The sequence below is a fragment of the Streptomyces sp. NPDC037410 genome (assembly GCF_055602235.1).
On the sequence record NZ_JBVJWR010000001.1, the window covers coordinates 467,193 to 479,472 of the forward strand.

General features: G+C 73.3%; 9 protein-coding genes. 4 read left to right on the plus strand and 5 right to left on the minus strand.

The window, feature by feature from the left end:
• Nucleotides 1-39 precede the first annotated feature (39 nt).
• The gene (locus ACZ7HT_RS02170) at nucleotides 40-345 is read left to right on the plus strand and encodes a putative quinol monooxygenase (protein WP_471158781.1); all 306 of its coding nucleotides are present in this window, start codon (nucleotides 40-42) and stop codon (nucleotides 343-345) included.
• Nucleotides 346-470: 125 nt separating this feature from the next.
• On the opposite strand, the gene ACZ7HT_RS02175 is transcribed toward ACZ7HT_RS02170, so the two are convergent.
• Together ACZ7HT_RS02175 and ACZ7HT_RS02180 are read right to left on the minus strand one after the other, a co-directional pair.
• Nucleotides 471-1,916, minus strand: coding sequence for an aldehyde dehydrogenase family protein (locus ACZ7HT_RS02175; protein WP_471158783.1), 1,446 nt, complete (start codon nucleotides 1,914-1,916; stop codon nucleotides 471-473).
• Nucleotides 1,917-2,188: 272 nt separating this feature from the next.
• Nucleotides 2,189-3,163: an EamA family transporter gene (locus tag ACZ7HT_RS02180; protein ID WP_471158785.1), complete on the minus strand. Its 975-nt coding sequence runs from the start codon at nucleotides 3,161-3,163 to the stop codon at nucleotides 2,189-2,191.
• A gap of 151 nt (nucleotides 3,164-3,314) precedes the next feature.
• On the opposite strand from ACZ7HT_RS02180, the gene ACZ7HT_RS02185 reads away from it, so the two are divergent.
• Nucleotides 3,315-3,527 carry a hypothetical protein gene (locus ACZ7HT_RS02185; RefSeq protein WP_471158788.1) on the plus strand — a complete coding sequence of 71 codons (213 nt, stop codon included), beginning with the start codon at nucleotides 3,315-3,317 and terminating at the stop codon, nucleotides 3,525-3,527.
• A 136-nt stretch (nucleotides 3,528-3,663) separates the two neighbouring features.
• On the opposite strand, the gene ACZ7HT_RS02190 is transcribed toward ACZ7HT_RS02185, so the two are convergent.
• Together ACZ7HT_RS02190 and ACZ7HT_RS02195 are read right to left on the minus strand one after the other, a co-directional pair.
• A complete protein-coding gene (locus ACZ7HT_RS02190; protein ID WP_471158790.1) occupies nucleotides 3,664-5,217 on the minus strand; it encodes a PucR family transcriptional regulator in 1,554 nt (517 codons plus the stop codon).
• Nucleotides 5,218-5,490: 273 nt separating this feature from the next.
• Entirely contained in the window at nucleotides 5,491-7,620 is a 2,130-nt protein-coding gene (locus ACZ7HT_RS02195) for an ATP/GTP-binding protein (protein WP_471158792.1), read from the minus strand.
• Between the two features lie 678 nt (nucleotides 7,621-8,298).
• Here ACZ7HT_RS02195 and gabT point away from each other — a divergent pair.
• Nucleotides 8,299-9,633: a 4-aminobutyrate--2-oxoglutarate transaminase gene (gabT, locus tag ACZ7HT_RS02200; RefSeq protein WP_471158794.1), complete on the plus strand. Its 1,335-nt coding sequence runs from the start codon at nucleotides 8,299-8,301 to the stop codon at nucleotides 9,631-9,633.
• 100 nt (nucleotides 9,634-9,733) lie between these two features.
• The gene (locus tag ACZ7HT_RS02205; RefSeq protein ID WP_471158796.1) at nucleotides 9,734-10,468 is read left to right on the plus strand and encodes a phosphatase PAP2 family protein; all 735 of its coding nucleotides are present in this window, start codon (nucleotides 9,734-9,736) and stop codon (nucleotides 10,466-10,468) included.
• Here the strand turns inward: ACZ7HT_RS02205 and ACZ7HT_RS02210 are convergent.
• A complete protein-coding gene (locus tag ACZ7HT_RS02210; protein WP_471158798.1) occupies nucleotides 10,434-12,236 on the minus strand; it encodes a chitinase in 1,803 nt (600 codons plus the stop codon). The two genes, ACZ7HT_RS02205 and ACZ7HT_RS02210, sit on opposite strands and share 35 nt — an antisense overlap.
• Nucleotides 12,237-12,280 lie beyond the last annotated feature (44 nt).

Sequence of the window (12,280 nt, forward strand, 5' to 3'; positions counted from 1 at the left end):
ACCGACGGCGCCGGACGGGCCGCGCGTAGGGTCCGCGGCATGTCTCAGCAGCCGATCAAGCTCATCGTCCTCGTCAGCACCCTGCCCGGCCGGGGCGACGAACAGGTCGCCGCCTTCCGGGCGCTCGCGCCTCTCGTACGGGCGGAGGAGGGCTGCCTGCAGTACGACCTGCACCGGGTCGCCGACGATCCCGACCGCTTCGCCCTGATCGAGCGCTGGGGCTCGGCCGAGGCCCTCGCCGCGCACGACGTCGCCCCGCACATGGCCGCGGCGGGCACCGCGAACAAGGCCTTCCGCGCGGGCCCGGCCGAGGTCGTGCGCCTCGTCGACACCCCCGTCTCATGAGGAAAGGCGGTCCGAGCCCCCGCACAGTGGGCTCGGACCGCCTGGTCTCGTGAGGCGTGCGCCTTGGAGGGCGGGGCCTCGTGAGGCGTGCCCCTTAGAGGGCGAGGCCTCGTGAGGCGTGCCCCTTAGAGGGCGAGGCCCGTCAGGACGAGCACGCGCTCGTAGGTGTAGTCGTCCATCGCGTACTTGACGCCCTCGCGGCCGACGCCGGAGCGCTTGGCACCGCCGTACGGCATCTGGTCGGCGCGGTAGGACGGGACGTCGCCGACGATCACGCCGCCGACCTCGAGCGCGCGGTGGGCGCGGAACGCGGTCTGCAGGTCGTGGGTGAAGACACCGGCCTGGAGGCCGAAGTCCGAGTCGTTGACCGCGGCGAAGGCCTCGGCCTCGCCGTCGACCTTGGCGATGGTCAGGACCGGGCCGAAGACCTCGGCGCGGGCCAGGGTGACGTCGGCCGGGAGGTCGGTGAGGACGGTCGGGGCGTAGGCCGCGCCCTCGCGCTTGCCGCCGGCCAGGAGCTTCGCACCGGCCGCGACGGCCTCGTCGACCCAGGACTCGACGCGCTTGGCGGCGTTCTCGTCGACGAGCGGGCCGACGTCGGTGGCGCCGTCCGCCGGGTCACCGGTGACCTGCGCCTCGACGGCGGCGACGATCTTCGGCACCAGGCGGTCGTAGACCGAGGCGTCGGCGATCACGCGCTGCACGGAGATGCAGGACTGGCCGCCCTGGTAGTTGGAGAAGGTCGCGATGCGGGTCGCGGCCCAGTCCAGGTCGGCCTCGGTGGACCAGTCCGGGAGGACGACGGCCGCGGCGTTGCCGCCGAGCTCCAGGGTGACGTGCTTGTGCGGCACGGACTCCTTGATGGCGTAGCCGACCTTGTCGGAGCCGGTGAAGGAGATGACCGGGAGGCGCTCGTCCTGGACGAGGGCGGGCATGCGGTCGTTGGGGACCGGCAGGACCGACCAGGAGCCGGCCGGGAGGTCGGTCTCAGCCAGGATCTCGCCCAGGATCATGGAGGAGATCGGGGTGGCCGGGGCCGGCTTGAGGATGATCGGGGCGCCGACGGCGATGGCCGGGGCGACCTTGTGGGCGCCGAGGTTCAGCGGGAAGTTGAACGGCGCGATGCCGAGGACGACGCCCTTGGGGATGCGGCGGACGAGCGCCAGGCGGCCCACGCCGCCGGCCTCGGTGTCCAGGCGCTGGGCCTCGCCGGCGTTCCAGCGGCGGGTCTCCTCGGCGGCGAAACGGAAGACGGAGACGGCACGGCCGACCTCGCCGCGGGCCCACTTGATGGGCTTGCCGTTCTCGGCGGAGATCACCTGGGCGATCTCCTCGGTGCGCTCGGCGAGCCGCTTCGACACGTGGTCGAGGGCGGCGGCGCGGACGTGCGCCGGGGTCGCGGCGAACTCGTCGACGACGGCGTGCGCGGCGGCGACGGCCTCCTCGACCTGGGCCTCGGTGGGCACGCTGACCTTGCCGACCAGACGTCCGTCGTACGAGTTCGTGACGTCGAAGGTGGTGTCGCCGGTGGCCTCGCGGCTGGCGAGCCAGAAGGCGTGGGTGGTCGTCATTGCGTCCCGGCCCTTTCCGTTTCGGGGAGCGAGCGTTTGCTCTCGTGACACGTTAGGGCCGAGCGGGCGAACGTGGGTTTGTCCGGTGTGGAGTGGTGGTGGTACCGGCGCTGTCCGCTTTGGCCGAAGCGGACAGAACGAAGCGGGCAGAAGCCGGTGGCACCGGCGCGCGGGCGCCGGCGGCGCAGATGTCGGTCCGGCGGGGCGGCACGTACTCCCAGCGCTTGGCGCCGGTGCGGACGTCAAGCGGCTTCAGGCCAGGGGACGGATGATCATCCGCGCCGCTCGGTCGAGACGATCAGGCAGACACCGCCGACGACGATCGCGCCGCCGAGGAGGATCGGCCAGGTCAGGGCCTCGTTCAGGACGAGGGCGCCGAGCAGGACGGCGACGACCGGGTTCACGTAGGCGTAGGTGGCGGCGAGGGAGACCGGGGCGGTCTGGAGGAGCCAGGCGTACGCGGTGAAGGCGACGAGCGAGCCGAAGACGACGAGGTACGCGAGGGCGGCCCAGGAGCGGCCGGAGACGGCGCCCAGGTCCAGGCCGTGCTGTTCGCCGCGCACGAGGCCGAGGGTGAGCGCGGCGAGGCCGCCGGCCAGCATCTCGTACGCGCTCGCCGTGAAGGGGTTGGCGGGCAGCGGCAGCCGGGCGGAGGAGACGGAGCCGACGGACCACAGCAGGGCGGCGACGAGGACGAGGACCACGCCGCCGATCTTCACCGCGCCGCTCAGGCCCGGGACGGTGAGGACGCCGAGGCCGGCGAAGCCGAGCAGGACGCCGCCGAGGGCGCCGAGACCGGGGCGGTCGCCGGAGAGCGCGCGGAGCAGGACGACCCAGACGGGGACGGCGGCGACGAGGAGCGCGGCGAGGCCGGAGGGTATGGAGGTCTCGGCGAGGACGACGAGGCCGTTGCCGCCGAGGATGAGCAGCAGGCCGACGAGGACGGCGGAGCCGAGCTCCCGGCGCGTGACCTTGAGGGCGGCGGGGCCCTGCCGCCAGGCGACGATCGCGGCGAGGAGCAGGCCGGCGGTGATGAACCGGGCGCCGCCGGAGAGGAACGGCGGGAGGGTCTCGACGACGATCCGGATCCCGAGGTACGTGGACCCCCAGACGACGTACACGATGCCGAGCGCGGCCCAGACGGCGCCGGTGATCCGGCGGGCGGGAGCGGCGGGGGCTCCGCCGGTACGGGGTGCGGGGGCGGCCGGGTGCGTCTCGGGGGCCGGGTCGACGGCGGGGCTTGTCATGAGCAGGAGAGTAAGGAGTGATAGCCCCTAAGACCAAGAAAACTGCCCGGATTCGGGCAGGAGTAGCGGAATTTGGGCGACGAAGAGCCTCCCGGGACCCATGCGGAGGGGTGGGAGGATGTCCGGGACCGCACGACCACAGGGGGAAGACATGATCCTTTACGTACTGATCGGCGTCCTGGTCCTGGCCGTCGCCGGCTGCGCCTCGGTGGTGTGGGCGGCACGCGGCGGACCCCGCTGGGTCCGCGCGGCGGCGACCCTGACGCTGCTGGGCGGAGAGGTGGTCCGCGACGCACAACGCAGGAGCGTGAGGCGGGGCGGCGAGGGCGACGACGGGGGCGTGGGGGGCGGGGCGGACGCGTAGGGCCCCGGGGAGTCCGGGGGCTCCGGGGGGTCGCGGTGACTCCCCGGGTGGGCCCGGGTGGGCCCGGGTAGGCCCGGGGAACCCGGGTAGGCCCGGGGAGCCTTGGAGAGCACGGGTGAGATCTGAAGGCTCCCCGCTACTCCCCGCTCTCCCCCGTCGCCTTCAGGGCCAGCCACAGCTCCATCCGTACGTCCGGATCGTCCAGCGAGCGGCCGAGGATCTCCTCCACCCGGCGCATCCGGTAGCGCAGCGTGTGCCGGTGGACGCCCAGGTCCGCCGCGGCCGCGTCCCACTGCCCGTGCCGGGAGAGCCAGGCGCGCAGCGAGGCCACCAGGTCGCCGCGACCGGTCGCGTCGTGCTCCCGCAGCGCGCGGAGCATCCCGTCGGCGAAGGCGCGGACGGCGTCGTCGGCGAGGAGCGGAAGCACCGAGCCGGCCGCCAGGTCCTCGTGCTCGACGAGCGCCCTGCCCCGCCGCCGGGCGACCGAGAGGGCCTGCTCGGCCTGCTTGTACGCGGCTGCGGCGGCGCTCGGGCCCGCCAGGGCCGACAGGCCGACGACGACACCGGCGTCCTCCGCCTCCCGCTCCGCGTAGCCCTCGCAGGCGGCGACGACCGCGCCTCCGTCCGCGGCGAGGACGACGAGCCGCCGCTCGCTCTCGGCGACCGTGAGCACCGACTCGCCCGCGCGGGCGGCGGCGGCCTCCAGGGCCTCGGCGAGCGCCGGCAGCGGCGGCTCCCCGGTCGGCTGCCCCCCGGCGGGCTCGGCGACGAGCAGCCGGTACGGGGCGTCGAGCAGTCCTCCGTACAGGTCGCCGGCCACCGCGCGGGCGGGCTCGGGCCGGCCCTCCAGCATCAGGCGCAGGACCGCCGCGCCGAGCCGCTGCTCGGCCGCCTGGAGCGAGCGGGAACGTTCCGTCGTGAGGGTGAGCAGGGCGATCGCCGAGTGCACCGCGTAGCGCTCGGCCGTGCCGAGGGGCGCGCCCGTACCGACGGCGAGGGCACCGCGGACCCGGCGTCCGGTGCCGAGCGACTGGAGCTCGACGCGGTCGTCCGTACCGCCGACGACCGCGCTGGCGGGCGCGGGCCGCTCGCGCAGCCGCTCCACGTCGGGGGTGAGCCGGGCGGCCCGGCGCGCCGCCCAGTCGGGCGAGACGGCGACGACGGTGCCGGAGGCGTCGTACAGGGCGGCCCAGCCGTCGACGTGCGCGGCGAGCCGGGCGACGACGGCCTCGGGACCCTCCGCGAGCGCGGCGCGGGTCAGCTCGCGCTGGGCCTCGAAACCGGCCGTGACGGCGCGGTACTGGTCGGCGGAGATGGCCGCGGACACGGCCTTGCTGATGGCGAGGAACGGCGTCCGGCGCGGCACTTCGAGCAACGGCAGATGCTCCTCGCGGGCCGCGTCGAGCAGGGCCGGCGGGATCTCCTCGTAGTTGACGCCGACGGCGAAACCGAGCCCGACCACCCCGGCGCCGAGCAGCCGCCGCACGTAGCGGCGCATCGCGTCCAGGTCCTCCGCGTCGAGCGTGAGCGCGGTGGTGAGGAGGAGCTCACCGCCCTCCATGTACGGGACGGGGTCGGCGAGCTCGCTGACATGAGCCCAGCGGACGGGGGTGTCGAGGCGGTCCTCACCGGCACGGACGATGAGCTTGAGGGCGGAGTGCTGGACGAGCGAGGCGAGGGTGGGCGGCATTGGGGACCGTCGGACCTTTGAGCGAGGACCGTGCGCGGGGGGAGCCGAGCACGGAGGCGGGGAGGCGCCGCTCAACTGAGCGGCGCCCCCGATTGTGCCAGCACGCCCGACGGGCCGCGCGGGCGCCGCGAGGGGTGAGACGGTCGGCGACGCGGGGGGTGAGCCGGGTCAGGCTTGCAGGTCGGCGCGAGAGGCGAGCCGGGTCAGGCTCGCAGGTCGACACGAGAGGCGAGCCGACTCCGCCCCGCGGGTCGACGCGAGAGGCGAACAGACTCAGCCCCGCAGGTCCACCAGCATGGGCGGTACCTGCTCGCCGCGCACATGGCGCAGGGAGAGGACGGCATGGCCGGGAGGCACGGTGTGCGCGAGGTCCGAGGCGGACCAGCGCTCCCGCTCCACCTCCCGCACGGTGACGGCCTCGGTGGTCACGGCCTTGCCGGTCACCAGCTTGCGCAGGGCGTGGATGGCGCGGGTCATGGGCTGGTCGGCGAAGACGGTGTGGTGGGCCACCTCGGTGGTCTGGACCCGCTCGGTGCCCCACGCCCCGGCGAAGGCGCCGCCGTCCCAGGTGGGAAGACCCGCGAAGGCCATCCGGCAGCCGACGACCGCGAGGAACGGCCCGTGCAGCGCCTCGGGCACCTCCGCGAGGGTGCGGAGGGCGAGCACGACACCCGCGTTCTGCGTGCGCAGCCGCTGGAGGGCCCGAAGAGCGCCGGGCGTGATCGCTCCCGCCGCATCGTCGAACACCAGACAGGCGAAGGGCCCCCGTCCGGCACCGTCCCGGGTGACGTGCTGGAACTGGGCGAGCAGCAGCCGGTTGAGCAGGCGCGCGGCCTCCTCGTGGCCACCGTCCGGCAGGCTGATCCGTACCCGGATCGGATGTTGGCCGACGGCCCGCAGGGAGAAGGCCCGCTCGTCCGGGCCCCCGCCGAAGAACTCGGCGAAGGCAGGCCGGTCGAGGGCCGCGAGCCGGTCGGCGAGCACGGGGCCCAGGTCGGTCGCGGTGCCGACCTGGGAGAGCCGGGACTCCAGTTCCCGGCGCATCGCCTGTGCTCCGTCGGCCGGCAGCAGGTCGAGCAGCGCCCGCAGGGTCTCGGGGCGGGCTTCGAGCAGCTCCCGCAGGACCGGGACGGTGGGGAAGCGCCCGTACGCGGTCCGGTAGGGGCCGATGAGCTGGGCGAGCACGGTGGCGGCGCGTCGTGTCTCCATGCCCTCCACGTCGCCGACCAGTCCCTCGGCCAGACAGACGGCGGCCTCGTCCGGGTCCGTGGCCCCGGCGTACAGGTCCAGGTCGTACCGGGAGGCGGGGTCACCGAGGCGGATCACGACGTCGTACGCCTCGTCCGGGCCGAGCGGCGTTCCCGCCCCTCCGACGGCGACGACGGCGCAGGCGCCGGTGAGGGCCTGGAGGGAGAGCGACTCGACGACGGGCGCGACGAGGGAGCGGGTCTTGCCCGCCCCGGAAGGGCCCACCGCCAGGAGGGAGGTGCCGAGCAGCGCGGGGTCGAGCGCGAGACCCGCGCCGTCATAGGCGCGGGAGCCTCGGTCGCCGGCGACCCACCTGCCCACGCGGACCTGGCTCAGGAGCAGGTCGTGGACGGCCGAACGGTTCGGCAGGTCGCGGTCACCCGACGGGTGCGCACCGGCGGCGGCGCCCTGGCGGACGAGGGCATCGACGAAGGCGGCCCGTCGTACGGCGTCCCGGTCGCTTTCCTTCCAGGTACGGCGCACCCGCGCGCAGTCGACGTCGTTCATCCGCCCGGCAGCGAGATCACCGGTGAGCATGTCCGCGGCTCGATGCCCGCCCGCTTCCCGCAGCTCGGGCCATTGCGAGCGGGGGGTCTCAGGGCCGACCGGGGCGGCGGGGGCCGGGGCGGCTGCGGTGGACTGGGAACGCCACTGCCGGAAGAAGCTCGCCCACTCGCCGGCCTGAGCGCACGGCCAGACGACTGCCGTCGCGCACAACACGTACACGGTGTAGACGACGACCGGCGACGCGGCGATGTCCCAGCCGCCGGTCATCAGAGCGATGACGTACAGGATCGGGTTGACGACGGGCACTGCCGCCCAGCCGAGGTGCAGGGGCTCGGGCAGAACGGCCCCCAGACCGATGAGGGCCCCCGCCCCCGTGAGCGCGGCGCGCACCGGCGGACGGCTCTTGTCCAGGTAGTGGCGGATGATCTTGCCCCAGGAGCCGAGCTTGACGGCCACCATCACGAGGCCGAAGAAGAGGACGGCGTTGAAGATCGTGTGCACCGCGACGCCCTGCCACACCCTCGGCGTGTTCAGGCCCGTCCACCACTCCGGCGGGGTGAGGCCCCGCATCAAGGTCACCGAATAGGGGAACTGGCCGTTCTTCCAGAGCGGCCAGACGACGATGGCGACGATCACGGGAATCAGCATCCCGAAAAGGGTGATGGGCGCGAGGCGCGTGGCCTCCTCAGGCGGCGGAACGTACCGAAACCGCCAGACGCCGAGCCCCGCCTTCGGGCGCGGAGCGTCCAGCCACGAGGCGACGGACGATGCCGACGCCCTGGGCTGCCCCGGAGCCTGGGACGGCATGGGCGGGACGCTCGGCGACGTGGATCCGGTCCCCGCTTTCCGGGCGAGGCCCGGCGGCACGTCCGGATACGCGGGGGCGGCGGGACGTACGTGAGGGGCGGGAGGGACCTGGGGGGCGGGTACCCCGACCGGCGCCGCCGGATGCGGCACCGCCCCCCCCTTCGTGTCGCGTGACTCGTACGTGCCGTCGGTCTCCATGAACCCCTGCCCCCTGACCAGCCAGGTCGCCGCCTCTGTGCCACGCCAAATCTAGTGGGCCCGGCGGCCCCGGGAGGGGATTCGACCACCCGTACGGCCGAGGGCGGGCCCGACGCGTCGTGACCCGGCCAGGGCACGGCAGGGATCCGGCCACGGCCCGGCGGAGGCGTGCCCGCCCGCGGAAGCGGAGCCGCCATGTCCATCCCGGACAACGACACACCCGCCACCACTCCCGAACGGCGCATGCCGGAGGCCCTCCGCCGCGCCTAGCCTGCGGAGGAAACCCGCAAGTGCGTCCAGAACCACCCCCAGGAGCCCCGCATGAACGCTGTCCCGCAGGAGCGGCGCGTCGTCACCGCCATCCCCGGTCCGAAGTCGCAGGAGCTTCAGGCCCGCCGTCTCGGCACGGTCGCCGGTGGCGTCGGCTCGACGCTGCCCGTCTTCACCAAGCGGGCCGGCGACGGCATCATCGAGGACGTCGACGGCAACCTGCTGATCGACTTCGGTTCCGGCATCGCCGTGACCTCGGTCGGCGCCTCCGCCGAGGCCGTCGTGCGCCGCGCGTCCGCGCAGCTCCAGGACTTCACCCACACCTGTTTCATGGTGACGCCGTACGAGGGTTACGTGGAGGTCTGCGAGGCGCTGGCCGAGCTGACCCCGGGCGACCACGCCAAGAAGTCCGCGCTGTTCAACTCGGGCGCCGAGGCCGTCGAGAACGCGGTGAAGATCGCCCGCTCGTACACCAAGCGCCAGGCCGTCGTCGTGTTCGACCACGGCTACCACGGCCGTACGAACCTCACCATGGGCATGACGGCGAAGAACATGCCGTACAAGCAGGGCTTCGGTCCGTTCGCGCCCGAGGTCTACCGTGTGCCGGTCGCCTACGGCTACCGCTGGCCCACCGGTGCCGAGAACTGCGGCCCCGAGGCCGCCGCCCAGGCGATCGACAACATCACCAAGCAGATCGGCGCCGAGAACGTCGCCGCGATCGTCATCGAGCCGGTCCTCGGCGAGGGCGGCTTCATCGAGCCGGCCAAGGGCTTCCTGCCGGCGATCGTGAAGTTCGCCAACGACAACGGCATCGTCTTCGTCGCGGACGAGATCCAGGCCGGCTTCTGCCGTACCGGCCAGTGGTTCGCCTGCGAGGACGAGGGCATCGTCCCGGACCTCATCACCACCGCCAAGGGCATCGCGGGCGGTCTGCCGCTCGCCGCCGTCACCGGCCGCGCCGAGATCATGGACTCCGTCCACGGCGGCGGTCTGGGCGGCACCTACGGCGGCAACCCGGTGGCCTGCGCCGGTGCGCTCGGCGCCATCGAGACGATGAAGGAGCTCGACCTCAACGGCAAGGCCAGGCGCATCGAGGAGGTCATGAAGGCCCGCCTCACCGCGATGCAGGAGAAGTTCCCGGTCATCGGTGACATCCGTGGCCGCGGCGCCATGATCGCCATCGAGCTGGTGAAGGACCCGGCGACGAAGGAGCCGCACGCCGAGGCCGCCGCCGCGCTCGCCAAGTACTGCCACAACGAGGGCGTCCTGGTCCTCACCTGTGGCACCTACGGCAACGTGCTGCGCTTCCTGCCGCCGCTGGTCATCGGCGAGGACCTGCTCAACGACGGTCTGGACGTCATCGAGGCCGCGCTCGCGACCGTCTGAGGACCGATCAGGCACACGGTGTGAAGACTCTGTGGGGGGCCGATGGCGGGACGCGTTTCCCGCTGTCGGCCCCCTGCCGCGTGACGTACGGTTTCCACAGATGAGAGAAACACCCCGGACGGCGCCTCCCCAGCACCGTCCGCACCGTGCCTTCGAGCACACCGCCGGAGCCTCGTGCTCCGGGACTCCTCACCGATCGGATGGCCGCCCGCCCCACACCCCCCGGGGCGCGCGGCAGCCCGATCCCCTCGGCCGCCCTGGAACCACCCCCCCTGTTCCAGGGCGGCCGGCTCTCTTCTCGGCGCTCGTCGCCCTCGCCGTCGTGACCTGGCAGGTGCTCGTCCACGGCCCCTTGGCCAGGCTCGACGAGCGGGTGTCCCGGTCCCTGGTGGACACGGTCCCCCGGCCCCTGAGCGAACTCGCCTCCGACCTCGGCAACATGACGGTCGCCCTGCCGGTCCTCGGCTGCGCGATGGCGTACGCGGTGTGGCGCGGCCGGCGCGCCGCCGCCCTGTACGCGGGGCTCGCGATGGCCGCCGTACCTCTTCTGGTGATCTCCTTGAAGGAGTGGACCGCGCGGCCCGGCCCCCTGGAGCCCTGGGCCCACGGCTACTACCCGTCAGGTCATACGGCCACGGCGGCGGTCGCGTACTTCGGCGCCGCCTTCCTCGTCTCGAACCGCCTGATCCCCGTCGCCGCCGTGCTGACGGCGGTGACGGGGACCGGTCTTGTGCTGCGGGGCTTCCACTGGCCGCTGGACGTGTGCGCCAGTCTCTGCCTGTCGCTGCTCCTGCTGACCGTCAGCTCCAGTTGTACGCGTCGAAGTTACGGCTGAACTCCCACTGGTTGTACCGGTCCCAGTTGACCGACCAGGTCATCAGGCCGCGCAGGGCGGGCCAGGTGCCGTGGGTCTGGTAGGTGCCGCAGTTGCTCTTCTTCGTGAGGCAGTCGAGGGCCTTGTTCACCTCGGCCGGGGCCGTGTGGCCGTTGCCCGCCTGGGTGGAGGCGGGGAGGCCGACGGCGATCTGCTCGGGGCGCAGCGGCGGGAAGAAGCGGTCCGCGTTGCCGGCGACCGGGAAGCCGGTGAGGAGCATGTCGGTCATGGCGATGTGGAAGTCGGCGCCGCCCATCGAGTGGTACTGGTTGTCGAGGCCCATGATGGAGCCCGAGTTGTAGTCCTGGACGTGGAGCAGGGTCAGGTCGTCGCGCAGGGCGTGGATGACCGGCAGGTAGGCGCCGGCGCGCGGGTCCTGGCCGCCCCAGGGGCCGGAGCCGTAGTACTGGTAGCCGAGCTGGACGAAGAAGGTCTCCGGGGCCATCGTGAGGACGAAGCCGGAGCCGTACGTGGCCTTGAGGGTCCTGACCGCCTGGATCAGGTTGACGACGACCGGGCTGGTCGGGTTCCGGAAGTCGGTGTCGCCGGTCTGGAGCGAGAGGGAGTGGCCTTCGAAGTCGATGTCCAGGCCGTCGAGGCCGTATTCGTCGATGATCTTCGATACCGACGTGACGAAGGTGTCGCGGGCCGCCGTGGTGGCGAGCTGCACCTGGCCGTTCTGGCCGCCGATGGAGATGAGGACCTTCTTGCCGGCGGCCTGCTTGGCCTTGATCGCCGCCTTGAACTCGGCCGGGGATTCGGCGTTCGGGCACTCCGTGACCGGGCAGAGGGTGAAGCGGATGTCGCCGGAGGTCACCGAGGTCGGTTCGCCGAAGGCGAGGTCGATGACGTCCCAGGAGTCGGGGACGTCGGCCATACGGGTGTAGCCGGAGCCGTTGGCGAAACTGGCGTGGAGGTAGCCGACGAGGGCGTGCGCGGGCAGGCCGCCGCCCCCGCCCCCGCCGCCGGAGGTCGTCGTCGCGGTCGCGGAGGCCGACTTCGGGGACTCGCCGGCGCTGTTCACGGCGGTGACCTGGAAGGTGTACGGGGTGGAGGCCGTGAGGCCGGAGACGGTGGCCGTGGTGCCGGTGACCGTCTGGACCTTGGTGGACCCCTGGTAGACGTTGTACGAGGTGGCTGCCGGGACCGCGGTCCAGCTCAGCGGCACGGAGGTGGAGGTCGGGGAGCCGGTGGTGAGGCCGGTGGGGGCGGCCGGGAGCTGGACGGGGTCGCCGCCGGGGCCGTACAGGGAGAGGTCGTCGGCCTGGTAGGCGGGGGTGCCGTACCAGCCGTGGGTGTAGATCGTGACCGAGGTGGTCGAGGCGCCGGTGGTGAAGGTGGTGCTGAGCTTCTGCCAGTCGGGGGCGGAGGCCGTCCAGGTGGAGACGTCGGTGGTGCCGGTGCCGGAGGCGCCGAGGTAGACGTAGCTGCCGCGCACCCAGCCGCTGAGCGTGTAGCTGGAGTTGGGCTTCACGGTCACGGTCTGGGAGCACTTCGCGTTGTCGCTGCCGGCCGGGGTGGCCTGGAGCGCCTTCGTCCCGCCGTGCACGGGTGACGGGACGACGGCGCCGCTGCCCGCCGTACAGGTCCAGCCGTCGAGGCCTGCCTCGAAGCCGCCGTTGCGGGCGAGTTCGGTGTCGGCGGCCTGGGCCGCGGGGGTGAGTGCGAGGAGCCCGCCGGCGGCGAGGGAGCCCGCCAACAGCAGGGTGAGGGGTCTGGTGCGGTCCACAACTGCCTCCGTGCGTGGGGGAATCGAGGTGGAGCGCGCCACAG

Bases quoted from the DNA above. Each gene is read 5' to 3' on its own strand.
- ACZ7HT_RS02170 (WP_471158781.1), top strand. From the start codon at position 40: ATGTCTCAGCAGCCGATCAAGCTCATCGTCCTCGTCAGCACCCTGCCC.
- ACZ7HT_RS02175 (WP_471158783.1), bottom strand. From the start codon at position 1,916: ATGACGACCACCCACGCCTTCTGGCTCGCCAGCCGCGAGGCCACCGGC.
- ACZ7HT_RS02180 (WP_471158785.1), bottom strand. From the start codon at position 3,163: ATGACAAGCCCCGCCGTCGACCCGGCCCCCGAGACGCACCCGGCCGCC.
- ACZ7HT_RS02185 (WP_471158788.1), top strand. From the start codon at position 3,315: ATGATCCTTTACGTACTGATCGGCGTCCTGGTCCTGGCCGTCGCCGGC.
- ACZ7HT_RS02190 (WP_471158790.1), bottom strand. From the start codon at position 5,217: ATGCCGCCCACCCTCGCCTCGCTCGTCCAGCACTCCGCCCTCAAGCTC.
- ACZ7HT_RS02195 (WP_471158792.1), bottom strand. From the start codon at position 7,620: ATGCTGATTCCCGTGATCGTCGCCATCGTCGTCTGGCCGCTCTGGAAG.
- gabT (WP_471158794.1), top strand. From the start codon at position 8,299: ATGAACGCTGTCCCGCAGGAGCGGCGCGTCGTCACCGCCATCCCCGGT.
- ACZ7HT_RS02205 (WP_471158796.1), top strand. From the start codon at position 9,734: ATGAGAGAAACACCCCGGACGGCGCCTCCCCAGCACCGTCCGCACCGT.